The 23,572-nt window shown below is 53.2% G+C and carries 21 protein-coding genes, 2 tRNA genes and 4 rRNA genes; 12 read left to right on the top strand and 15 right to left on the bottom strand.

Annotated features, from left to right (window positions below):
* Positions 1-15 precede the first annotated feature (15 nt).
* From dprA to PAT9B_RS18175, 6 genes are read left to right on the top strand one after another with little or no spacing between them, the layout of a single operon-like run.
* Positions 16-1,140 carry a DNA-protecting protein DprA gene (gene dprA / locus PAT9B_RS18200; RefSeq protein ID WP_013510745.1) on the top strand — a complete coding sequence of 375 codons (1,125 nt, stop codon included), beginning with the start codon at positions 16-18 and terminating at the stop codon, positions 1,138-1,140.
* A complete protein-coding gene (gene smg, locus PAT9B_RS18195) occupies positions 1,112-1,585 on the top strand; it encodes a DUF494 family protein Smg (protein WP_013510744.1) in 474 nt (157 codons plus the stop codon). Before dprA ends, smg begins: the two co-directional genes overlap by 29 nt.
* Positions 1,586-1,609: 24 nt before the next feature.
* Positions 1,610-2,155, top strand: coding sequence for a type I DNA topoisomerase (locus PAT9B_RS18190; RefSeq protein WP_013510743.1), 546 nt, complete (start codon positions 1,610-1,612; stop codon positions 2,153-2,155).
* 5 nt (positions 2,156-2,160) lie between these two features.
* The gene (tsaC, locus tag PAT9B_RS18185; protein ID WP_013510742.1) at positions 2,161-2,736 is read left to right on the top strand and encodes an L-threonylcarbamoyladenylate synthase type 1 TsaC; all 576 of its coding nucleotides are present in this window, start codon (positions 2,161-2,163) and stop codon (positions 2,734-2,736) included.
* Between the two features lie 3 nt (positions 2,737-2,739).
* Positions 2,740-3,558, top strand: a complete 819-nt coding sequence (aroE, locus tag PAT9B_RS18180; RefSeq protein WP_013510741.1) for a shikimate dehydrogenase — start codon at positions 2,740-2,742, stop codon at positions 3,556-3,558.
* Positions 3,555-3,803: a DUF1488 domain-containing protein gene (locus tag PAT9B_RS18175; RefSeq protein WP_013510740.1), complete on the top strand. Its 249-nt coding sequence runs from the start codon at positions 3,555-3,557 to the stop codon at positions 3,801-3,803. The genes aroE and PAT9B_RS18175 overlap by 4 nt, the downstream gene beginning before the upstream one ends.
* Here the strand turns inward: PAT9B_RS18175 and PAT9B_RS18170 are convergent.
* Positions 3,779-4,333, bottom strand: coding sequence for a gamma carbonic anhydrase family protein (locus PAT9B_RS18170; protein WP_013510739.1), 555 nt, complete (start codon positions 4,331-4,333; stop codon positions 3,779-3,781). The two genes, PAT9B_RS18175 and PAT9B_RS18170, sit on opposite strands and share 25 nt — an antisense overlap.
* Before the next feature lie 465 nt (positions 4,334-4,798).
* On the opposite strand from PAT9B_RS18170, the gene PAT9B_RS18165 reads away from it, so the two are divergent.
* The 6 genes from PAT9B_RS18165 (at position 4,799) to rrf (PAT9B_RS18140) (ending at position 10,084) form a co-directional block, all read left to right on the top strand.
* Positions 4,799-6,340 (top strand): 16S ribosomal RNA (locus PAT9B_RS18165).
* Positions 6,341-6,430: 90 nt separating this feature from the next.
* Positions 6,431-6,505: transfer RNA gene (locus tag PAT9B_RS18160), tRNA-Glu, on the top strand.
* 214 nt (positions 6,506-6,719) lie between these two features.
* Positions 6,720-9,623 (top strand): 23S ribosomal RNA (locus PAT9B_RS18155).
* Positions 9,624-9,729: 106 nt separating this feature from the next.
* Positions 9,730-9,845 (top strand): 5S ribosomal RNA (rrf, locus tag PAT9B_RS18150).
* Positions 9,846-9,859: 14 nt separating this feature from the next.
* Positions 9,860-9,935: transfer RNA gene (locus PAT9B_RS18145), tRNA-Thr, on the top strand.
* 33 nt (positions 9,936-9,968) lie between these two features.
* Positions 9,969-10,084: ribosomal RNA gene (gene rrf / locus PAT9B_RS18140) — 5S ribosomal RNA — on the top strand.
* Together the 16S, 23S and 5S rRNA genes with 2 tRNA genes alongside form the textbook arrangement of a ribosomal RNA operon.
* A gap of 196 nt (positions 10,085-10,280) precedes the next feature.
* Here rrf (PAT9B_RS18140) and PAT9B_RS18135 read toward each other — a convergent pair.
* The 14 genes from PAT9B_RS18135 to msrP all read right to left on the bottom strand — a co-directional run bounded on the left by PAT9B_RS18135 (position 10,281) and on the right by msrP (position 23,350).
* A complete protein-coding gene (locus PAT9B_RS18135; RefSeq protein WP_013510738.1) occupies positions 10,281-11,042 on the bottom strand; it encodes an amino acid ABC transporter ATP-binding protein in 762 nt (253 codons plus the stop codon).
* A gap of 8 nt (positions 11,043-11,050) precedes the next feature.
* On the bottom strand, positions 11,051-12,151 hold the full coding sequence (locus PAT9B_RS18130; RefSeq protein ID WP_013510737.1) for an amino acid ABC transporter permease: 1,101 nt from the start codon (positions 12,149-12,151) through the stop codon (positions 11,051-11,053).
* A 15-nt stretch (positions 12,152-12,166) separates the two neighbouring features.
* Positions 12,167-13,345, bottom strand: a complete 1,179-nt coding sequence (locus PAT9B_RS18125; RefSeq protein WP_013510736.1) for an amino acid ABC transporter permease — start codon at positions 13,343-13,345, stop codon at positions 12,167-12,169.
* A 66-nt stretch (positions 13,346-13,411) separates the two neighbouring features.
* Complete coding sequence (locus tag PAT9B_RS18120; RefSeq protein ID WP_013510735.1) at positions 13,412-14,437, bottom strand: amino acid ABC transporter substrate-binding protein; 1,026 nt, start codon at positions 14,435-14,437, stop codon at positions 13,412-13,414.
* A 545-nt stretch (positions 14,438-14,982) separates the two neighbouring features.
* Positions 14,983-15,279, bottom strand: coding sequence for a DNA-binding transcriptional regulator Fis (fis, locus tag PAT9B_RS18115; RefSeq protein ID WP_003855228.1), 297 nt, complete (start codon positions 15,277-15,279; stop codon positions 14,983-14,985).
* 24 nt (positions 15,280-15,303) lie between these two features.
* Positions 15,304-16,269: a tRNA dihydrouridine synthase DusB gene (dusB, locus tag PAT9B_RS18110; RefSeq protein WP_013510734.1), complete on the bottom strand. Its 966-nt coding sequence runs from the start codon at positions 16,267-16,269 to the stop codon at positions 15,304-15,306.
* 293 nt (positions 16,270-16,562) lie between these two features.
* On the bottom strand, positions 16,563-17,444 hold the full coding sequence (gene prmA / locus PAT9B_RS18105; RefSeq protein WP_013510733.1) for a 50S ribosomal protein L11 methyltransferase: 882 nt from the start codon (positions 17,442-17,444) through the stop codon (positions 16,563-16,565).
* Positions 17,445-17,455: 11 nt separating this feature from the next.
* Positions 17,456-18,901: a sodium/pantothenate symporter gene (gene panF / locus PAT9B_RS18100; protein ID WP_013510732.1), complete on the bottom strand. Its 1,446-nt coding sequence runs from the start codon at positions 18,899-18,901 to the stop codon at positions 17,456-17,458.
* Positions 18,891-19,133 carry a YhdT family protein gene (locus tag PAT9B_RS18095; RefSeq protein ID WP_013510731.1) on the bottom strand — a complete coding sequence of 81 codons (243 nt, stop codon included), beginning with the start codon at positions 19,131-19,133 and terminating at the stop codon, positions 18,891-18,893. Before PAT9B_RS18095 ends, panF begins: the two co-directional genes overlap by 11 nt.
* A 74-nt stretch (positions 19,134-19,207) precedes the next feature.
* Positions 19,208-20,554, bottom strand: coding sequence for an acetyl-CoA carboxylase biotin carboxylase subunit (gene accC / locus PAT9B_RS18090; protein WP_013510730.1), 1,347 nt, complete (start codon positions 20,552-20,554; stop codon positions 19,208-19,210).
* A gap of 11 nt (positions 20,555-20,565) precedes the next feature.
* Positions 20,566-21,036: an acetyl-CoA carboxylase biotin carboxyl carrier protein gene (gene accB, locus PAT9B_RS18085; protein ID WP_013510729.1), complete on the bottom strand. Its 471-nt coding sequence runs from the start codon at positions 21,034-21,036 to the stop codon at positions 20,566-20,568.
* Positions 21,037-21,057: 21 nt separating this feature from the next.
* Complete coding sequence (aroQ, locus tag PAT9B_RS18080; protein ID WP_013510728.1) at positions 21,058-21,510, bottom strand: type II 3-dehydroquinate dehydratase; 453 nt, start codon at positions 21,508-21,510, stop codon at positions 21,058-21,060.
* A 232-nt stretch (positions 21,511-21,742) separates the two neighbouring features.
* Positions 21,743-22,345, bottom strand: coding sequence for a protein-methionine-sulfoxide reductase heme-binding subunit MsrQ (msrQ, locus tag PAT9B_RS18075; RefSeq protein ID WP_013510727.1), 603 nt, complete (start codon positions 22,343-22,345; stop codon positions 21,743-21,745).
* On the bottom strand, positions 22,346-23,350 hold the full coding sequence (gene msrP / locus PAT9B_RS18070) for a protein-methionine-sulfoxide reductase catalytic subunit MsrP (RefSeq protein ID WP_013510726.1): 1,005 nt from the start codon (positions 23,348-23,350) through the stop codon (positions 22,346-22,348).
* Positions 23,351-23,572: the final 222 nt, after the last annotated feature.

Genomic DNA, 23,572 nt, shown 5'->3' with positions numbered 1-23,572 from the left:
AACAGGGAGTGAGACGTGGATAAAATTGAGTGGATGCTCAGGCTGGCTAATGTGAAAGGTCTTGGTGGTCATCAGCTTCTCCGTCTGGTGAACATGCTACATAGCACCCGGCATATCGATGATGATTTTCTGACGGCACAGCGGTTGAATGAAACGCAGCGAAAACAATTCAATACGCTCTGCCCACGGCAACTGATGCGAACCCAGCGATGGCTGGAAAATCCACAACATCAGCTGCTTTCTGTTCTGGATAATGCTTACCCATCAGCATTAGCGGAAATCAGCCGCTTCCCGCCATTGTTATATGTGATGGGCAATGCCGCAGCCTTGCATACCCCGCAACTCGCCATCGTCGGCAGTCGTCAATGTTCGCATTATGGCAGGGAGTGGGGGGATTGGTTTTCACAGCAGTTAGCTGCGCAAGGGTTAACCATCACCAGCGGGTTGGCGCGGGGAATTGACGGCATTGCGCATCGGGCGGCGCTTAATGCCGGTGGTAAAACCGTCGCAGTGTTGGGTAGTGGGCTGAAACACCTCTATCCCAAAATCCATCAGAAACTGGCGCAGGAGATCATCAGCAACGACGGTGCCCTGGTCTCGGAATTTCCGTTGGATACGCCTCCCTATGCCGCTCATTTTCCCCGCCGCAATCGTATCATTAGTGGTTTAAGTCTCGGGGTGTTGGTGGTGGAAGCGTCGCTGAAAAGCGGGTCGCTGGTCACGGCACGCTATGCGCTGGAACAAAATCGTAATGTCTATGCGTTACCGGGTTCTTTGGGGAGTGAGGGCAGCGCAGGAACACACTGGCTGATACAGCAAGGCGCACTACTGGTCGCCCATCCTGATCATATTCTCGACGATCTCCATTCGACCCTGAACTGGCTACCTGCAACTCAACCAGAAACAATATATTCACAAGACAGTGACGATGTTCCATTGCCATTTGCGGACGTGTTGGCTAACGTAGGAGATGAGGTTACACCTGTTGACGTCGTCGCTGAACGTGCCGGCCAACCTGTGCCAGTTATCTCAGCCCAGTTGCTGGAGCTGGAGTTAGCAGGATGGATCGCAGCTGTACCCGGCGGCTATGTCCGATTAAGGAGGGCATGCCATGTTCGACGTACTTATGTACTTGTTTGAAACCTATATCCATAACGAAGCCGAGATGCGCGTTGACCAGGATAAATTGACCGATGATTTAACCGATGCCGGTTTTCATCGTGAAGATATCTATAATGCGTTGAACTGGCTTGAGAGACTGGCTGATTACCAGGATGGCCTGGTCGCGCCGGTGTTACTGGCGAATGATCCGCTCTCAATGCGTATCTACACGGATGAAGAGAGCCAGCGTTTAGATGCTGAATGTCGCGGTTTTATTTTGTTCCTGGAGCAGATCCAGGTGCTGAATATGGAAACGCGCGAAATGGTTATCGAACGAGTGATGGCCCTCGATACCCTCGATTTCGATCTGGAAGATCTCAAATGGGTGGTGCTGATGGTGCTGTTTAACATCCCTGGATGTGAAAACGCTTACCAGCAGATGGAAGAACTGTTATTCGACGTCAATGAAGGTATGCTGCATTAATTTGCGATTAATGCATCGGGTTATATGAGTAAATCAGCACTATTTACCGTGCGTAAACACGACCCCTGCCCCGCTTGCGGGGCAGAATTAGTGATACGTGCCGGCAAACATGGCCCATTCCTTGGGTGCGTAAACTATCCAACCTGCGACTACATTCGCCCGCTGAAAAGCTTGGGTGATGGTCATATCGTTAAAGTGCTGGAGGGCCATGCCTGTCCACAATGTGGTGCTGATAAGGTGCTACGCCAGGGGCGGTTTGGTATGTTTGTTGGCTGTAGCCACTATCCAGAATGTGATTACACTGAAACGATCGATAAGCCTGATGAGACAGCTATCGCTTGTCCCCAGTGCCAGAGTGGGAAGTTGGTGCAGCGCCGTTCGCGCTATGGCAAAACGTTTCATTCCTGCGATCGTTATCCAGACTGTCAGTTTGCTGTGAATGCCACGCCGGTTGAAGGCGTCTGCTCACACTGTCAGTTCCCGCTATTAATCGAAAAGAAAACCGCGCAGAGCATGAAACGTTTCTGCGCCAGTAAACGCTGCGGCAAACCCGTAGTGCAGGACAACTGATTATCATGACGCAAGAACACGCTTTACCGGGAAGTCTCGATTTCTGTATTGAACAGCTGCAGCAGCAGGCGGTGATCGCTTATCCAACGGAGGCGGTCTTTGGTCTGGGATGTGACCCGGATAGTGAACATGCGGTGATGTCACTGCTGGCATTGAAACAACGCCCGGTAGAGAAAGGATTGATCCTGATTGCGGCGGATTATGCTCAGCTTGAGCCGTATGTCGCCGATCAGGAACTGTCGGTGGTGCAGCGTGAGCGAATGTTTGCCAGCTGGCCAGGACCGGTGACTTATGTCGTCCCGGCATCACCGCACACGCCACGCTGGTTAACCGGGCGTTTTGATTCGCTGGCGATCCGCGTTAGCGATCATCCTGATGTGCAGGCGTTGTGTCGACGTTTTGGTAAACCACTGGTTTCAACCAGTGCCAATCTCTCCGGTGAGCCACCTTGTCGCACCGCAGCGGAGGTCGCCCAGCAATTTGGCGTGGCGTTCCCGGTGCTGGTAGGTGCAACCGGTGGCCGTCTCAATCCTTCAGAAATCCGCGATGTTATCAGCGGCGAACTTATCCGTCAGGGCTAATTTATGGACAACTTTGCCGTTTTTGGTAATCCAATCGCGCACAGCAAATCGCCTTTTATCCATCGTCTGTTTGCAGAACAAACCGGTATCGACCATCGCTATGGTCGGGTGTGCGCGCCCCTGGATGGTTTCCCGCAGGCAATCAGTGAGTTTTTTGCGGCGGGCGGAAAGGGAGCCAACGTGACGTTGCCCTTCAAAGAGCAGGCGTGGGAGTTTGCTGATGAGCTCAGTGAACGCGCTGCGCTTTCTGGGGCGGTCAATACATTGAAGAAAGATGCACAGGGTCAGATTATTGGTGATAACACCGATGGTATTGGCCTACTGAGCGATCTTGAACGGTTGCAGATGATCATGCCGGGTGATCGTGTTTTGCTGGTGGGAGCCGGTGGCGCAGCGCGCGGCGTGATCTTGCCTCTGCTTTCATTAGGATGTTCAGTCACGGTCACGAACAGAACGGTCGAAAAGGCTGAGTTGCTGGCAGAGATCTTCCGCCACAGTGGTGCCATTCATGCCTGCGGCTTCGAGCATCTGGCGGGTCAATCATTTGATCTGATTGTGAACGCCACCTCCAGCGGGGTGGAGGGGAAGGTGCCGCCATTACCGGTTTCATTGATTACTCACTCTACCCGCTGCTATGACATGTTCTATCAACCGGGCCTGACGCCATTTTTGCTTTGGTGCCAGCAGCAGGGCGCGCGGCAACTCGCCGATGGGTTAGGGATGCTGGTGGGGCAGGCAGCACATGCTTTTCAGTTATGGCACGGTGTCATGCCAGAGATCACGCCTGTCATTGCGCAGTTAAAAGAAGCGATGCAAGCGTGAATCAGGCTATCCAGTTCCCCGATCGCGAAGAGTGGGATCAGAATCGTCAGGCGGTATGCTTCCCGGCACAAGTCAACGGTATGGGGTTAATGTGTGCAATTTCTTCAGATGCACTGCATGACCGATTCGGTGCAGGGGAAGCGATGGCGCTATTTAGCGCCAATCGCTGGGATCTGGAAGATGAAGCCGAACAGCTTATCCTCAACGACGAGGTTGATAATCAAGGCTGGGTCTGGCTCTCCTGAGCGAGATAATCATTTTTCCAACCAACGTAGTTGTTTGCCGAATAACGCAGTCCTTCGATCTCTGCTTCATTAAGAGGGCGAATTTGCTTCACCGGGCTACCTAAATAAAGGTAGCCACTCTCCAGGCGTTTGCCGGGCGGGACCAGACTACCTGCACCAATCATCACATCTTCTTCTACTATTACGCCGTCCAGCAGAATCGAACCCATACCCACCAGCACACGATCGCCGATCGTACAGCCATGCAACATGGCTTTGTGGCCGACGGTAACGTCTTCGCCAATCACCAGCGGGTAGCCTGGCGGATTGCTGGCTGATTTATGCGTGACATGAAGTACGCTGCCATCCTGAATGTTAGTGCGCGCGCCAATGATCACCTGATTCACATCACCGCGAATGGCGACCAGTGGCCAGATGCTGACATCGTCTCCCATGATGACATCACCAACCACCACACTGCTTTTATCGATCATTACCCGATCGCCAGTTTGTGGGTAGCTGCTTTTATAGGGACGTAAGGCTGTAGACATGATCTTTCTCCTTTTACTCATTTATCCCTAGCCTGAGCGCGATCAGGGCGACAGACAAGCTGATTTTTGAGCGGATCGTTCGTGATCTCGGCAGAAAGGATGAAAACTCGCCAGTCGAATAAAAAGATCGAAAAAAGGGGTTGTGCAAAAAATTCGGATCCCTATAATGCGCCTCCACTGACACGGCAAAGCGGCAACGCAGACGGTCAGCGAGGGACGAAGTGATTCATCCCGCCAGAGAAAAATCTCGAAAAAGAGATTGACTCTGAAGGAGGAAAGCGTAATATACGCCACCTCGCGACAGACGGTTAACCCGCTGGTCGCACTGCTCTTTAACAATTTATCAGACAATCTGTGTGGGCACTCGCAGGATTGATATCAAAAGTCTACGGACTTAAAAAATATCAAGTCTCAAGAGTGAACACGTAATTCATTACGAAGTTTAATTCTTTGAGCATCAAACTTAAATTGAAGAGTTTGATCATGGCTCAGATTGAACGCTGGCGGCAGGCCTAACACATGCAAGTCGAACGGTAGCACAGAGGAGCTTGCTCCTTGGGTGACGAGTGGCGGACGGGTGAGTAATGTCTGGGGATCTGCCCGATGGAGGGGGATAACTACTGGAAACGGTAGCTAATACCGCATAACGTCGCAAGACCAAAGTGGGGGACCTTCGGGCCTCACACCATCGGATGAACCCAGATGGGATTAGCTAGTAGGTGGGGTAATGGCTCACCTAGGCGACGATCCCTAGCTGGTCTGAGAGGATGACCAGCCACACTGGAACTGAGACACGGTCCAGACTCCTACGGGAGGCAGCAGTGGGGAATATTGCACAATGGGCGCAAGCCTGATGCAGCCATGCCGCGTGTATGAAGAAGGCCTTCGGGTTGTAAAGTACTTTCAGCGGGGAGGAAGGTGTTGAGGTTAATAACTTCAGCAATTGACGTTACCCGCAGAAGAAGCACCGGCTAACTCCGTGCCAGCAGCCGCGGTAATACGGAGGGTGCAAGCGTTAATCGGAATTACTGGGCGTAAAGCGCACGCAGGCGGTCTGTCAAGTCGGATGTGAAATCCCCGGGCTTAACCTGGGAACTGCATTCGAAACTGGCAGGCTAGAGTCTTGTAGAGGGGGGTAGAATTCCAGGTGTAGCGGTGAAATGCGTAGAGATCTGGAGGAATACCGGTGGCGAAGGCGGCCCCCTGGACAGAGACTGACGCTCAGGTGCGAAAGCGTGGGGAGCAAACAGGATTAGATACCCTGGTAGTCCACGCTGTAAACGATGTCGACTTGGAGGTTGTGCCCTTGAGGCGTGGCTTCCGGAGCTAACGCGTTAAGTCGACCGCCTGGGGAGTACGGCCGCAAGGTTAAAACTCAAATGAATTGACGGGGGCCCGCACAAGCGGTGGAGCATGTGGTTTAATTCGATGCAACGCGAAGAACCTTACCTGGCCTTGACATCCACGGAATTCGGCAGAGATGCCTTAGTGCCTTCGGGAACCGTGAGACAGGTGCTGCATGGCTGTCGTCAGCTCGTGTTGTGAAATGTTGGGTTAAGTCCCGCAACGAGCGCAACCCTTATCCTTTGTTGCCAGCGATTCGGTCGGGAACTCAAAGGAGACTGCCGGTGATAAACCGGAGGAAGGTGGGGATGACGTCAAGTCATCATGGCCCTTACGGCCAGGGCTACACACGTGCTACAATGGCGCATACAAAGAGAAGCGACCTCGCGAGAGCAAGCGGACCTCATAAAGTGCGTCGTAGTCCGGATTGGAGTCTGCAACTCGACTCCATGAAGTCGGAATCGCTAGTAATCGTAGATCAGAATGCTACGGTGAATACGTTCCCGGGCCTTGTACACACCGCCCGTCACACCATGGGAGTGGGTTGCAAAAGAAGTAGGTAGCTTAACCTTCGGGAGGGCGCTTACCACTTTGTGATTCATGACTGGGGTGAAGTCGTAACAAGGTAACCGTAGGGGAACCTGCGGTTGGATCACCTCCTTACCTGAAGATGCTTTCCTTCGAAGTGCTCACACAGATTGTCTGATGAAAACGTAATGAGCAAGACGGCTGCGAAGTCGTGACACTTCATGTGTCCCCTTCGTCTAGCGGTTAGGACTCCGCCCTTTCACGGCGGCAACAGGGGTTCGAATCCCCTAGGGGACGCCACTTGCTTGGTGACAGGTGAAAGGTGTCGCTGCTCAGTATCTCAAAACTGGCTTACGAGTCATGTTTGAGATATTTGCTCTTTAACAATCCGGAACAAGCTGAAAATTTGAAACGACACGTTGTTTCATTTCTCCGTAATAAGAAATGAAAGCGATGTGTTCGAGTCTCTCAAATGCTTGCAGTCTGCATGCGTGAAAACGTCTGTGGGTTGTGAGGTTAAGCGACTAAGCGTACACGGTGGATGCCCTGGCAGTCAGAGGCGATGAAGGACGTGCTAATCTGCGAAAAGCGTCGGTAAGGTGATATGAACCGCTACAGCCGACGATGTCCGAATGGGGAAACCCAGTGCACTTGTGCACTATCGTTAACTGAATACATAGGTTAACGAGGCGAACCGGGGGAACTGAAACATCTAAGTACCCCGAGGAAAAGAAATCAACCGAGATTCCCCCAGTAGCGGCGAGCGAACGGGGAACAGCCCAGAACCTGAATCAGTTTGTGTGTCAGTGGAAGCGTCTGGAAAGTCGCAGGGTACAGGGTGATACTCCCGTACACGAAGATACACATACTGTGAGTTCGATGAGTAGGGCGGGACACGTGGTATCCTGTCTGAATATGGGGGGACCATCCTCCAAGGCTAAATACTCCTGACTGACCGATAGTGAACCAGTACCGTGAGGGAAAGGCGAAAAGAACCCCGGCGAGGGGAGTGAAACAGAACCTGAAACCGTGTACGTACAAGCAGTGGGAGCCTACTTGTTAGGTGACTGCGTACCTTTTGTATAATGGGTCAGCGACTTATATTCTGTAGCAAGGTTAACCGTATAGGGGAGCCGCAGGGAAACCGAGTCTTAATTGGGCGTTAAGTTGCAGGGTATAGACCCGAAACCCGGTGATCTAGCCATGGGCAGGTTGAAGGTTGGGTAACACTAACTGGAGGACCGAACCGACTAATGTTGAAAAATTAGCGGATGACTTGTGGCTGGGGGTGAAAGGCCAATCAAACCGGGAGATAGCTGGTTCTCCCCGAAAGCTATTTAGGTAGCGCCTCGTGAATTCATCTCCGGGGGTAGAGCACTGTTTCGGCTAGGGGGGCCATCCCGGCTTACCAACCCGATGCAAACTACGAATACCGGAGAATGTTATCACGGGAGACACACGGCGGGTGCTAACGTCCGTCGTGAAGAGGGAAACAACCCAGACCGCCAGCTAAGGTCCCAAAGTCATGGTTAAGTGGGAAACGATGTGGGAAGGCCCAGACAGCCAGGATGTTGGCTTAGAAGCAGCCATCATTTAAAGAAAGCGTAATAGCTCACTGGTCGAGTCGGCCTGCGCGGAAGATGTAACGGGGCTAAACCATGCACCGAAGCTGCGGCAGCGACACTATGTGTTGTTGGGTAGGGGAGCGTTCTGTAAGCCGTTGAAGGTGGACTGTGAGGTCTGCTGGAGGTATCAGAAGTGCGAATGCTGACATAAGTAACGATAAAGCGGGTGAAAAGCCCGCTCGCCGGAAGACCAAGGGTTCCTGTCCAACGTTAATCGGGGCAGGGTGAGTCGACCCCTAAGGCGAGGCTGAAAAGCGTAGTCGATGGGAAACAGGTTAATATTCCTGTACTTGGTGTTACTGCGAAGGGGGGACGGAGAAGGCTAGGTTATCCGGGCGACGGTTGTCCCGGTTTAAGCGTGTAGGCATGTGTACCAGGCAAATCCGGTGCGCTTTATGCTGAGGCGTGATGACGAGCCACTACGGTGGTGAAGTAACTGATGCCCTGCTTCCAGGAAAAGCCTCTAAGCTCCAGGTAACACGAAATCGTACCCCAAACCGACACAGGTGGTCAGGTAGAGAATACCAAGGCGCTTGAGAGAACTCGGGTGAAGGAACTAGGCAAAATGGTGCCGTAACTTCGGGAGAAGGCACGCTGGCATTAGGTGAAGGGACTTGCTCCCGGAGCTGAAGCCAGTCGAAGATACCAGCTGGCTGCAACTGTTTATTAAAAACACAGCACTGTGCAAACACGAAAGTGGACGTATACGGTGTGACGCCTGCCCGGTGCCGGAAGGTTAATTGATGGGGTTATCCGTAAGGAGAAGCTCTTGATCGAAGCCCCGGTAAACGGCGGCCGTAACTATAACGGTCCTAAGGTAGCGAAATTCCTTGTCGGGTAAGTTCCGACCTGCACGAATGGCGTAATGATGGCCAGGCTGTCTCCACCCGAGACTCAGTGAAAATTGAAATCGCTGTGAAGATGCAGTGTACCCGCGGCAAGACGGAAAGACCCCGTGAACCTTTACTATAGCTTGACACTGAACATTGAGCCTTGATGTGTAGGATAGGTGGGAGGCTTTGAAGCGTGGACGCCAGTCTGCGTGGAGCCAACCTTGAAATACCACCCTTTAATGTTTGATGTTCTAACGTAGGCCCGTAATCCGGGCTGCGGACAGTGTCTGGTGGGTAGTTTGACTGGGGCGGTCTCCTCCCAAAGTGTAACGGAGGAGCACGAAGGTTGGCTAATCCTGGTCGGACATCAGGAGGTTAGTGCAATGGCATAAGCCAGCTTGACTGCGAGAGTGACGGCTCGAGCAGGTGCGAAAGCAGGTCATAGTGATCCGGTGGTTCTGAATGGAAGGGCCATCGCTCAACGGATAAAAGGTACTCCGGGGATAACAGGCTGATACCGCCCAAGAGTTCATATCGACGGCGGTGTTTGGCACCTCGATGTCGGCTCATCACATCCTGGGGCTGAAGTAGGTCCCAAGGGTACGGCTGTTCGCCGTTTAAAGTGGTACGCGAGCTGGGTTTAGAACGTCGTGAGACAGTTCGGTCCCTATCTGCCGTGGGCGCTGGAGAATTGAGGGGGGTTGCTCCTAGTACGAGAGGACCGGAGTGAACGCACCACTGGTGTTCGGGTTGTCATGCCAATGGCATTGCCCGGTAGCTAAGTGCGGAAAAGATAAGTGCTGAAAGCATCTAAGCACGAAACTTGCCCCGAGATGAGTTCTCCCTGACCCCTTGAGGGTCCTGAAGGGACGTTGAAGACGACGACGTTGATAGGCCGGATGTGTAAGTGCAGCGATGCATTGAGCTAACCGGTACTAATGACCCGTGAGGCTTAACCTTACAACGCCAGAGGCGTTTTGAGTTGAGAGACGCAAAGAATTTTCAGCATTGTTCGAACGGATTGATTCGTATGGCCTGTGAGGGCGGTGCGGATAAACAGAATTTGCCTGGCGGCTGTAGCGCGGTGGTCCCACCTGACCCCATGCCGAACTCAGAAGTGAAACGCCGTAGCGCCGATGGTAGTGTGGGGTCTCCCCATGCGAGAGTAGGGAACTGCCAGGCATCAATTTAAGTGTGCTGATATGGCTCAGTTGGTAGAGCGCACCCTTGGTAAGGGTGAGGTCCCCAGTTCGACTCTGGGTATCAGCACCAGTTATGGCATGAGTTCGGATTCAAAAGAATTTGCCTGGCGGCTGTAGCGCGGTGGTCCCACCTGACCCCATGCCGAACTCAGAAGTGAAACGCCGTAGCGCCGATGGTAGTGTGGGGTCTCCCCATGCGAGAGTAGGGAACTGCCAGGCATCAATTAGTGAAGAAGCCCTGAACGAAAGTTCAGGGCTTTTTTACGTCCAAATCCCGTAGCGGCGCGATTTATCGCGCAGGTTTTACGTGAAGCGGCCTGAAAACCCGCGCGATAAATTACGCCGCTACACCATCAGGCAATAAAAAACCCCCTGCCTGAGCAGAGGGTCGGTAAAGCATCGACAGCGACTTTGTTTAGTGAATAACCTGCGACAGGAACGCGCGTGTACGTTCTGATTTAGGATTGGCAAAGAACTCCTGCGGTGGCGCTTGCTCAACAATCTCACCGCGATCCATAAAGATCACCCGGTCAGCTACGGTACGTGCAAAGCCCATCTCATGGGTCACGCACAGCATGGTCATGCCATCTTCTGCCAAACCAATCATGGTATCGAGAACTTCTTTTACCATTTCCGGGTCAAGAGCAGAGGTAGGTTCGTCAAACAGCATGATTTTGGGTTTCATGCAGAGCGAACGGGCAATGGCTACGCGTTGTTGCTGACCACCGGACAGCTGCCCCGGGAATTTATGTGCATGTTCTGCAATACGCACACGTTGCAGGTAATGCATCGCCAGTTCTTCCGCTTCTTTCTTTGGCATCTTACGCACCCAAATCGGTGCCAGGGTGCAGTTCTGCAACACAGTCAGGTGCGGGAAAAGATTGAAGTGCTGGAATACCATGCCGACTTCGGTTCTTACACGTTCAATATTGCGCACATCATCATTCAAATGGATACCATCGACAACGATACGGCCCTGCTGATGTTCTTCCAGATGGTTAATGCAGCGAATGGTCGTGGATTTTCCTGAACCTGACGGACCACACAGGACGATACGTTCACGCGGTTTGACCTGCAGATTGATATCTTTCAGCACGTGGAATTGGCCATACCATTTATTCACGTTTTCGAGCGTAATCATCATTGCGTCAGCAGAATTATTCATAGATTGTGTCATGTAAAACCTCAGTGCGATTTACGCCCGGTGTGAAAACGCTTCTCCAGGTACTGGCTATAGCGCGACATACTAAAACAGAAAATCCAGTAAACGAGGGCAGCAAAGACATAGCCTTCAGTCGACATCCCAAGCCATGTGGGGTCAACGGTTGCCTGCTGCACGCTACTGAAAAGATCGAACAGGCCAATGATGATCACCAGACTGGTATCTTTAAACAGCGCGATAATGGTGTTTACCAGGCCAGGAATGGTGAGTTTGAGCGCTTGTGGCAGAATCACCAGAATCTGTGTTTTCCAGTAACCCAGCGCCAGTGATTCAGCCGCTTCATACTGACCTTTGGGTAACGCTTGTAAGCCGCCGCGTACCACTTCCGCCACATAGGCAGACTGGAACAAAATCACCCCGACCAGGGCGCGTACCAACTTATCGATGGTCGTGCCTTCTGCCATAAACAGCGGCAGCATCACTGATGACATAAACAGCACGGTAATCAGCGGTACGCCACGCCAGAACTCGATAAAAATCACCGAAAGCGTGCGCACGACAGGCATCTTTGAACGACGTCCCAGCGCCAGCAAAATACCCAATGGCAAAGCACCGGCGATCCCGACCGACGCGATAATCAGCGTCAGCGTCAGGCCACCCCACTGGCGTGTCTCGACACGATCGAGGCCCAAATAGCCACCATACATCAGGAACCAAACGATGATCGGATAGGCTACTGCCCAGCAAGCGATGTAACGGCCACGATGCGGCATCGATTTGATGAACATCGGGATAATGGAAAGCAAGCCAATCACCAGCGCCAGATTGATACGCCAGCGCAGCTCATGCGGGTACAGCCCATACATAAACTGACCAAAGCGTGCATGGATAAACACCCAGCAGGCACCCTCTTTGGTACAGTCAGCACGGGTTGAGCCTATCCAGTTGGCCTGGAAGACCAGCCAGTTCAGCGCTGGCGGAATCACACTCCAGATAATCCAGAAGCAAAGCAGCGTCAGCAGCGTGTTAAACCAGCTGGAGAACAGGTTTTTACGTGCCCAACCCCAGGCTTTGCTGACGGGATTGGTTGGCACCGGCGGTGTTTCATGTGTGGTAACAGACATAATAATCCCGTTCTCTTAACGCTCAACCAGCGCGATTTTGCGGTTGTAGAGGTTCATCAGCAGTGAAATGACCAGGCTAATGATCAGGTAGACCGCCATCGTGATCGCAATCGTCTCAATGGCCTGACCCGTCTGGTTCAGCACCGTACCGGCAAACAGCGACACCATATCTGGATAACCGATGGCCGCAGCCAGTGAAGAGTTCTTCACGATGTTGAGATACTGACTGGTCAGCGGTGGAATAATCACGCGCATGGCCTGAGGAATGATGACCTGACGCATGGTGACGGGGTTCGGCAAACCGAGCGAGCGTGCGGCTTCATTCTGGCCATGCGGCACCGACTGAATACCTGAACGAATCACTTCCGCGATAAACGAAGAGGTATAAATCGACAACGCCAACGTCAGCGACGCCAGTTCAGGAATCATCACGAAACCACCACGGAAGTTAAATCCGCGCAGTTCCGGCACATCCCAATGTGTCGCTGCGCCGAACATTGCGTGGGCAATCAGCGGAAACAGAATGATCATCGCAGCAGCAATGGGCCAGGTACGACGTAGCTGACCGGTTTTAAGCTGGTGCTTACGGTTAAAGCGGAACAGTCCCACGCTACCGGCAATCGCCAGCAGCAGTGCGATGACAAACGGCCATGTGCCAGGGGCATACGTCGGCCACGGAATATAAAGTCCGCGGTTACTGACAAAGGCCAGATCAAAGGCATTCAAGGCCTGGCGCGGACCGGGTAAATTACGCAGCACCGCAAAGTACCAGAAGAAGATTTGCAGCAGCGGCGGAATATTACGGAACGTCTCGATATAAATCGTGGAGAGCCTGCGCAGCAGCCAGTTATCTGACAGACGTGCGAGACCGATAAAGAATCCGAGGATAGAAGCGAAAACAATACAGAGCGCGGAAACCAGCAGGGTGTTGGTTAACCCCACCATAAACACGCGCGCGTAGGTATCTCCCTCGGTGTAATCAATCAGGTGCTGCACGATACCGAAGCCGGCACTGCGCTCCAGAAAGCCGAAACCTGATGTGATGCCACGATTGGCCAGGTTGATCACTGTGTTGTGGATGAGATATCCCACCACAGCGAACACGGCCACAATCGCGACAATCTGGTAAAGCCAGGCGCGAACCGTAGGATTACCGAACGAAAAATCCCTTTTTACGGTTGGGCGTTGTGACATGTTGAAACCTCAGTGAAGAAAACGCATTGGGCACCGCAGGGTGCGGTGCCCGACTGGAAGGCAGAATTAACGTACCGGCGGAGCGTACTGGATACCGCCCTGATTCCAGAGCGCATTTTGACCACGCGCGATTTTCAGAGCACTGTCTTTACCGACGTTGCGGTCAAAGCTTTCCTGGTAGTTACCCACCTGTTTGATGATGTTGAATGCCCACTTGTTGTCGAGTTTCAGGTCTTTACCGAAGTCGCCTTCCGCACCCAGCAGGTGAGCCATGTCCGGGTTAGACGGTTTGGCCGCCAACTGGTCAACGTTTTTAGAGTTGATACCCATCTCTTCCGCATTCAGCATGGCGTACAGGGACCATTTAACGATGGTGAACCAGTCATCATCACCACGACGTACCACCGGGCCCAGCGGCTCTTTGGAGATCACTTCCGGCAGAACGATAAATTCGTCTGGTTTGCCCAGCTTGATACGCAGCGCATACAGCTGAGACTGGTCAGAAGCCAGGGTATCACAGCGGCCGCTGTCGAGCGCTTTAGCGGATTCGTCAGAGCGGTCGAAAGTCACTGGCGTGTACTGCATGTTGTTGGCTTTGAAGTAATCCGCCACGTTCAACTCGGTATCGGTACCGGCCTGGATACATACCGTGGCACCGTCCAGTTCTTTCGCGCTTTTGAGACCGGCTTTTTTATGGGTCAGGAAGCCGATGCCGTCGTAGTAGTTCACGCCCGCGAACAGGAAGCCCATGCCGCCATCGCGTGAAGAAGTCCAGGTGGTGTTACGGGACAGAATGTCCACTTCACCTGATTGCAGTGCGGTGAAACGCTCTTTAGCGGTCAGCGGGGTGTATTTCACCTTGCTGGCATCGCCAAATACGGCAGCTGCAGCAGCACGGCAGACGTCAACGTCGATACCGGTGAATTTGCCGCTGGCATCTGCATAAGAGAAGCCTGGCAGGCCATCACTGATACCGCACTGAACAAACCCTTTCTTCTTAATTGCATCCAACGTGGTGCCTGCATGCGCTTGCTGAGCAACAGCGAACAGAGAAGCTGCAGCGACCAGGGTGGAGAGCATCATCTTTTTCATAAAGCATCCTGTGTGGCGAGATCGTGTTGTTATGTGGTTGCATTGCACACTTTTAAGTGCGCTTTTCCTGTCTGTGGCGGTCAGCCATTCCAGACTCTGCAAAGCTGATGCCAGGTTTGCAGAATCCTGAATTCATTAGAAAGATCTCTTCATAACCTGAAGCATTCAGAAAGTTCCGACTACTATCGCGCACCAAAAGGAAGCAAAGCGAGTCGCCTCGATCACAAACAGTGCAAAAAGTTTCACTATATGGAAGCAGTGTGAGCGGGGACGCAGGACAAAATGTATGAATTTGCAGATTTGCGGCTGAATCAGTTCAGGATCACATGGGCAGGGGGCTGACGGGCAAAGAGGTGGGGGAAAGTCGAGGAAAGCTGAGCCAAAATGGGACATTCAGCGCCGGGATTTCGCGGTGGAATATCACCGGAGCAATTGCAACTAATGTTACCATTATGGTGACAATTGTTTCATGCGTTGTTAACGGCGGGAAACAGAAACAAAAACGCCAGCCCGAGGGCTGGCGTTATCGCAGCAACAAACTGAAATCAGTTCATGCCGTATTTTTTCAGCTTCTTACGCAGAGTACCACGGTTGATACCCATCATCAGAGCTGCACGGGTCTGGTTGCCACGGGTGTACTGCATCACCATGTCCAACAGAGGCTGCTCGACTTCAGCCAGTACCAGTTCATACAGGTCACTAACATCCTGACCGTTCAGTTGAGCAAAATAGTTCTTCAGTGCCTGTTTAACCGAATCACGCAGAGGCTTTTGCGTCACCTGATCCTGTGAGTTAACGGTAGAAACGGTCAGTACGTCAGAATTTACGCGTTGTTCGAACATAGTTCTTTCAGCTCTTTATTTCGTTTACGCAAGATTTTCGAAGTATGCCTCCAACGCCTCCAGCTGTTCGCTGGCATCCTCTATGGCGTTGAATGTGCGCCGAAACTGGTCATCAGGGGCATTTTCCTGCAAATACCAGGAAACGTGTTTTCGGGCAATACGGTATCCCTTGCGCTGACCGTAAAAGTCGTGCAGCTCCCGTATGTGTCCAATCAGCATATGCTTCACTTCAGCCAGCGGCTTCGGTGCCAGCAGCTCCCCTGTGTCCAGATAATGCTGGATTTCCCGGAAGATCCACGGTCTTCCCTGAGCAGCGCGACCGATCATCAGAGCATCGGCTCCTGTATAATCGAGCACTGCTCTGGCTTTATGCGGGTCAGTAATGTCTCCATTCGCGATAACCGGAATGGAAACGCTCTGCTTAACTGTCCGAATGCTGTCGTATTCAGCTTGCCCTTCAAACAAACAGGCGCGAGTGCGTCCATGTATGGTGAGGGCCTGAATGCCACAGCGTTCAGCCAATTGGGCAATCTCTACACAATTACGATTTTCTTTGTCCCAGCCAGTGCGAATCTTCAGCGTAACGGGCACATCAACTGCATTCACCACCGCGGTGAGAATAGACTCAACCAGTTGCGGATGTTGCAGCAGCGCAGAACCCGCCATCTTACGATTCACTTTCTTCGCCGGACAGCCCATGTTGATGTCAATGACCTGAGCACCTGACGCCACATTAATGCGCGCGGCAGCCGCCATTTCATCGGGATCACAACCGGCTATTTGCACGGCACGAATACCGGGCTCGTCACTATGCACCATACGCAAACGGGATTTGTCACTGGCCCATACTTCCGGGTTTGATGACAACATCTCGGAGACTGTCATGCCAGCGCCGTTCTCATAACACAAGGTGCGAAATGGCTTGTCGGTAACCCCGGCCATAGGCGCAGCGATGAGTCGATTACGTAGCTGATGATGTCCAATGCGCATGAAAAAGAAGTGACCCTAACTGTTCGCAAGGCGGCGTATATTACGCATTTTTTCACGAAGATGAAAGGCCAAACTTTGAACAATTAGCAGGTAAAGATCAAGGAAATCGGGCCGATCAGCAACAACTATAAGAAATACCTATATTATTCAGATAATTAAAAAAATACGCTGAAATTGTGAACAAAAGTTTTTCTGAAAACTTGAGCCAAATCACAACATAAAAAACGCCACATCACCGGATTCGCAAGAGATGTGGCGGGACGTCAAGGATGAAGGGGACTAATTATGCGGTATCAACGACGCACGCCGGTGATGCGGCACCACTCTTCTTTTTCGGCTACCGGGTCGAGGGCAAAGCGCTCGGTATAGGCTTCACACACGCTTTCTGCCTGGCTGGCCAGCACGCCCGATAAGCCCAGGTGTCCACCGGCTTTCGGCAATACGCTGATTAACGGCGCTAACTCGCGCAGCGGGCCGGCAAGAATATTGGCGACCACCACATCTGCCTGCAAATTCTCTGGCTGCTGATGCGGTAAATACAGCGCCAGACGATCGGCCACGCCGTTGCGTTCCGCATTATCGCGGCTGGCCTGAATGGCCTGCGGATCGATATCAATCCCGATCGCCTGGGCTGCGCCGAGTTTCAGGGCAGCGATAGCCAGAATGCCGGAACCACAGCCGAAATCGATCACGGTTTTGCCCTGCAAATCGAGACCATCCAGCCAGCTCAGGCACAGCGCTGTGGTCGGGTGTGTACCGGTGCCAAACGCCAGACCGGGATCGAGCATCACGTTGACGGCGTTCGGATCGGGCACTTCACGCCAACTCGGACAGATCCATAAACGCTCGCCGAAACGCATTGGGTGGAAATTATCCATCCATTCGCGCTCCCAGTCTTTGTCTTCGATCTGCTCGATCTTATGACGGAAACCCTGACCAAGCAGCGGGTGCTGACTCAGTTCCGCGACCACACCGTCCATGTCAGTTTCGGCATCAAACAGGCCGATTACATCGGTATCGCCCCACAACAGCGTTTCGCCCGGCAGCGGTTCGTAAACCGGGTTATCGTGGGTATCCTGAAAGGTCACGGATACCGCGCCGCTCTCCATCAGGGCATCACTCAGGGTCTCAGCGTGCTCACCCGAGCTGTTAATTTTGATTTGAATCCACGGCATAGCGTTTCTCTTTATTCCAGGGCCGCGTCAGGTTCATCAGACGCGGTGCCAAACAGATTACCTACCAGGAAGGCCAGCAGGCTAAGGATCAGGGAAGGAACGATAGGGTGGAAGCCCCATAGCTCCAGTTTCAGGCTGGCAAGCAGCGTGTAGCATGCGGCACCGACCACCATGCCGCTGATCGCACCGGCAGCGTTGGCGCGCTGCCAATACAGACCGAGCACCAGCGGCCACAGGAACACCGCTTCCAGGCCACCAAAGGCCAGCAGGTTCAGCCAGATGATCATATCCGGTGGGTTCCACGCCGCCAGCAGCAGCAGGATGCCCAGCACGAAGGTGATGGTGCCAGAAAGCAGCCGCAGGCGTGCCTCATTCTCGCTGTGTTGTGGCGCGATGCGCAGATACAGATCTTTGATCAGGGTAGCGGAGGATTGTAGCAGCTGCGCGTTAATGGTCGACATGATGGCTGCCATTGGTGCGGCAAGAAAGATCCCGGCGGCCATCGGTGGCAACACGGTGATCATCAAGGTTGGGATCACCCGATCGGGGATCGTCAGATCCGGGATGATCGCCCGGCCAAGTGCACCAGCCAGATGCATCCCCAGCATCAGGATCACCACCACGATGGTGCCGAGGATAATACCGCGATGCATCGCTTTGCTGTCTTTGTACGAGATACAGCGCACGGCGGTGTGCGGCAGGCCAATCACACCAAAACACACCAGCACGGCAAACGAACTCAGGAAGGTGGGAGTGATGACATTACCCACCCCTTCCGGTGATACCAGCTGTGGATCGATAGTGCGCAGTTTGGTGACTGCCGTTTCCAGCCCGCCGGCTTGATGGATCACCGCAAACAGCAGCAGGAAAGTCCCTATCAGCATCACCAGCCCCTGCATCGCGTCATTCAGAACGCTGGCGCGAAAGCCACCCACCGCGGTATAGAGCGCGATGGTGCCGCCAAAAATCAACAGTCCGGTATCGTAGGGAATCCCTGCGGCGGTTTCCAGCAGACGTGCGCCGCCAATAAACTGCACCGTCATCGCACCGATAAACGCCGTCAGCAGGCTCAGACTCGCCAGCCAAATCAGTAGTGGGCTGCGATAGCGACCATACAACATGTCATTCAGCGTCACGGCATTATAGCGGCGTGCCAGGATGGCAAATTTTTTGCCCAGTACCCCGAGCGACAGCCAGACTGCGGGCACCTGAATCATCGCCAGCAACACCCAGCCGAGACCATATTTGTAGGCCGCACCGGGGCCACCAATAAATGAGCTGGCGCTGATATAGGTGGCGGTGATGGTCATCGCCAGCACAAAGCCGCCCATCGAGCGATTGCCAAGAAAATATTCGGTCAGGAAGTTACCCTGACGCTGCTTGCGCATAGCAAAAACGGATAATCCCGCGATCAGCACCAGATAGGCCAGCAGGGGTAAAATGATTTCACTTTCCATCGTTGTCCTCCAGTGACATATCGCGGAAAACCACGCGCACCATCAACCAGCACAACACAATGAACAACACGGGAGCAAACAGGCAGGAGAGTTCAAACCAGCGCGGCAGCCCGGTGATACCGGAGGCGTCGCCACCCAGCCAGGCGGAAAGCCCCCACACAGCGAGATACGCCAGCGCCAGATACAACGCCCAGCGCGCCTCTTTATTCGCTTGCACAAAACGCCAATCCATCATGCAACCTCAAAGGCAACAAAAATGAAAAAGGCCGGTTTAACCGGCCTCAAAGGATCTCTGCGCGACAAGGATTACTCTTGCAGGCCGAGTTTTTTCTCCAGGTAGTGGATATTGGTGCCACCCTGCTGGAAGTTTTCGTCGGACATGATTTTCATCTGCAGCTCGACGTTGGTCTTGATGCCGTCGATGATCAGTTCCGCCAGCGCATTCTTCATGCGTGCAATTGCCACGTCACGGTTTTCACCGTAGGTGATCAGCTTGCCGATCATGGAGTCGTAGTACGGCGGCACGCTGTAACCGGCATAGATATGCGATTCCCAGCGCACACCGAAACCACCCGGTGCGTGAAAGCGCGTGATCTTGCCCGGACTCGGCAGGAAGGTGTTCGGATCTTCGGCGTTGATACGGCATTCCACCGCATGACCACGGATCACCACGTCTTCCTGACGGATCGACAGCGGCTGACCGGCAGCAATACGCAGCTGTTCCTTGATCAGGTCAACACCGGTGATCATCTCAGTGACCGGGTGTTCTACCTGAATACGGGTGTTCATCTCAATGAAGTAGAACTCGCCGTTTTCGAACAGGAACTCGAAAGTCCCCGCACCGCGGTAGCCGATATCCACACAGGCTTTGGCACAGCGGTCGCCGATAAAGCTACGCAGTTCCGGGGTAATGCCCGGTGCCGGCGCTTCTTCCACCACTTTCTGGTGACGGCGCTGCATTGAGCAGTCGCGCTCCGCCAGATAGATGGCGTTGCCCTGGCCGTCAGCCATGACCTGAATCTCGATGTGGCGCGGATTCTCAAGGTATTTTTCCATGTAGACCATGTCGTTGTTGAAAGCCGCTTTGGCTTCCGCTTTCGTCATGTTGATGGATTGCTCAAGATCCTTGTCGCTGCGCACCACGCGCATACCACGACCACCACCGCCGCCGGAGGCTTTGATGATCACCGGGTAACCGATGCGTTTGGCGAAGGCACGGTTTTTATCCATGTCTTCCGTCAGCGGGCCGTCAGAACCGGGTACGGTCGGGACACCCGCTTTTTTCATCGCGGTGATCGCCGACACTTTGTCACCCATCAGGCGGATGGTGTCCGCTTTCGGGCCGATAAAGATAAAGCCGGAGCGCTCAACCTGCTCGGCAAAATCGGCGTTCTCAGACAGGAAGCCATATCCCGGATGGATCGCTACCGCGCCGGTGATTTCGGCGGCGGAGATCAGGGCCGGAATATTGAGGTAACTTTTGACCGACTGCGCCGGGCCGATGCAGACAGTTTCATCTGCCAGCAGCACGTGCTTCAGGTCACGGTCCGCCGTGGAGTGCACCGCCACAGTCTTGATGCCCAGCTCTTTACAGGCACGCAGAATGCGCAGCGCAATCTCACCGCGGTTAGCAATGACAATTTTATCCAGCATGGTTCGCCTCGTTATTCGATGACAACCAGCGGCTCGTCAAATTCAACCGGCTGGCCACTTTCCACCAGAATCGCTTTCACCACGCCGGATTTATCGGCTTCGATCTGGTTCATCATTTTCATCGCTTCAACGATGCACAGGGTGTCGCCAACGTTAACTTTCTGGCCGACTTCGATAAAGGCTTTCGCATCCGGGCTTGGGGTGCGATAGAAGGTGCCGACCATCGGTGAACGCACGATGTGGCCACTGATTTCCGGCTTAGCAGCTTCAGCCGCTACCGGCGCGGCAGCCGGGGCAACCGCAGCGGCCAGAGGAGCCATCTGAGGTGCAGGTGCAGCATAAGCCTGCTGCATAATAGGATAACCGACATTGGCAGGTGAACGGCTGATGCGAACGGACTCTTCGCCCTCAGAGATTTCCAGCTCAGCGATGCCGGACTCTTCAACCAGTTCGATCAGTTTCTTAATTTTACGAATATCCATGAGTGTGGTTCCGTACTCTGTTTAATTGGAATGTGTCAGGCGTTTGACCGCCGTTTGTAAAGCCCACGAGTATCCATCAGCGCCAAGTCCACAAATGACGCCAGCAGATACATCGGAAAGATAGGAGTGGTGGCGGAACGGTTCGCGGGCATGCACGTTCGTGAGATGCACCTCGATAAAAGGAATGCTCACCGCCAGCAGGGCATCACGCAGCGCGACGCTGGTGTGCGTGAACGCAGCAGGATTGATGATGATGTAATCCACATTGCCTCTGGCCTCATGGATACGATCGATCAACTGAAACTCTGCGTTCGATTGCAAATGACTCAATTTCACATGGTGCTGATCAGCCTGTTGCGTCAGATCGCCGACAATTTGCGCCAGCGTGGTGTGACCATACTTCTCAGGCTCGCGCGTTCCCAACAGGTTCAGGTTGGGTCCGTTCAAAAGCAGTATGTGAAATTTGTGCGCCATCTTGCTGCTATCTCCCGCAATTATTCAGGCATCGCGTAAAATACCGCGACATTCTTGCTTTGTCACTCTTCGGAGTGAAAAAGAAGACGTGTCTTGCAATAAAGCCGGGCATTATATCCGTTTCGTCGCAATTCGCAGCAAAATACTGGTCTTATCTGCGAAGATGATCGGATGCGGCCTGAAGGCCACACCTTTTAACAGAAATGGCAGCAGGAAGACAACCTTGCAGGGATTATCTGGACAGTAGTTTTCGCAACTTATTGTAACGCCAGCCTAACAGCAGCAGAGCCAACAGGGCATAGATCAGCGGCTGCGGAGACAAGACTTTAACTGACCAAAGATAGTGAATGGGGGCGAGGATCGCCACCAGATAGATACCATTGTGCAGCGTTTGCCAGCGTCGTCCCAGTTTGCGTTGGGCACGTTGAAAGGAGGTGATAGCCAGGGCGAACAGGATCACCCAGCAAATAATCCCCAGCGTAAGATAGGGGCGGGAAACCAGTTCACTGCCGAGTAATCGCAGATTATCGACGCCAAGTTCCAGCAGATAATAGCTGGTCAGATGCAAACAGGCCCAGGCGAAGCACCACAGGCCCAACAGACGGCGGGTACGAATCAACAGCGGTTGTTTGGTATAGCGGGTCAGCGGGCTGACCAACAGCGTCGCCAGCAACAATTTCAGCGCCATTCTGCCGGTAAAATGCTGGATATCTTTCGCCGGATCGGCGCTTAACCAACCCTGATTAGCAGCGAAAAACAGCCAGACAAACGGCAAAAAGGCCGCCAGGTGCAACACCACTTTCAGCCAGGTGATATGGCGTAATGTCAGACGCACTCAATAGTTCTCCCGTAAATCCAGCCCGTGATATAGCGAGGCCACCTCTTTGGCATAGCCGTTAAACAGCAACGTTGGCTGACGTTCAACCTTCAAAATGCCGCCCGGACCGATAAAACGTTCCGTGGCCTGTGACCAGCGTGGATGATCAACATGTGGGTTAACGTTGGCATAAAAGCCATATTCATTGGCGGCGATCTGGTTCCAGGTGGTGGGCGGCTGATCGTGCGTCAGGGTAATTTTGACAATCGATTTAATGCCTTTGAAACCGTATTTCCACGGCACCGTCAGGCGTATCGGTGCGCCATTTTGCGGTGGCAATGCCTTACCATATACGCCAGTGCTGAGCAGAGTGAGGGGATGCATGGCTTCATCCATACGCAGCCCTTCGACATAGGGATAGTCCAGCCCACCACCAATAAAGCGATCTTTCTGGCCTGGCATTTGGTCCGGCGCGTACAACGTCTGGAAGGCGACAAAGCGAGCATTGCTGGTGGGTTCAGCCAGTTTCAGCAGTTTATTCAGTTCAAACCCCACCCAGGGGATCACCATTGACCAGGCTTCTACGCAGCGCATGCGATAAATGCGTTGCTCCATCGCAAAACGCTTAAAGATGTCATCCATATCCAGCGTGATGGGTTTGGCGACTTCCCCTTCAATACGCAATTGCCAGGGATCGGTCTTCAACGTTCCGGCATTGGCTGCCGGATCGGCCTTATCCAGACCAAATTCGTAGAAGTTATTGTAGCCCGCGACTTTGTCATAAGGTGTCAGCGGCAAATCGGCCTGCCAGGCGGGCGGTTTGCTGAATTGCAGGGCTTTACCGGCAGGGGCTGGTGGGCGATCGTTACCTTTAAACCAGCTCAGCACATCGGCTTGTGCGATACCCGGCAGACTGGCCGCCACGGCACCCAGCCCGAGCGCTTTCAGCACCTGGCGACGTTGCATATTAAAGATGCTTTCTGGCGTGACATCGGCTTCAGAAAGGGAATGCTTCGGCTTCATGGAATTCTCCGGCGGCATAAATAAAGCAAGCATGATCAACCCCTGCACAGCACGCCAGTAAGTGCGAAAAAATGTGAAATTTCCTGGCTACGCTTATTTTGAGAATAGGACGAAAAAAAATCTGCGAAAGTCTGATGACCGATGTTTGTCGTTATACTCGCCTCAGTCAGTACAGCGATGTCGGCTGAACGCTGTTTCAGACGGTGATTTATGCTATTTTGC

It is taken from the genome of Pantoea sp. At-9b, from assembly GCF_000175935.2.
In the GTDB taxonomy this organism is placed as follows: Bacteria; Pseudomonadota; Gammaproteobacteria; order Enterobacterales; family Enterobacteriaceae; genus Pantoea.
Note: the sequence above shows the minus strand (reverse complement) of the source record. Positions and strands in the feature narration are given on the sequence as shown.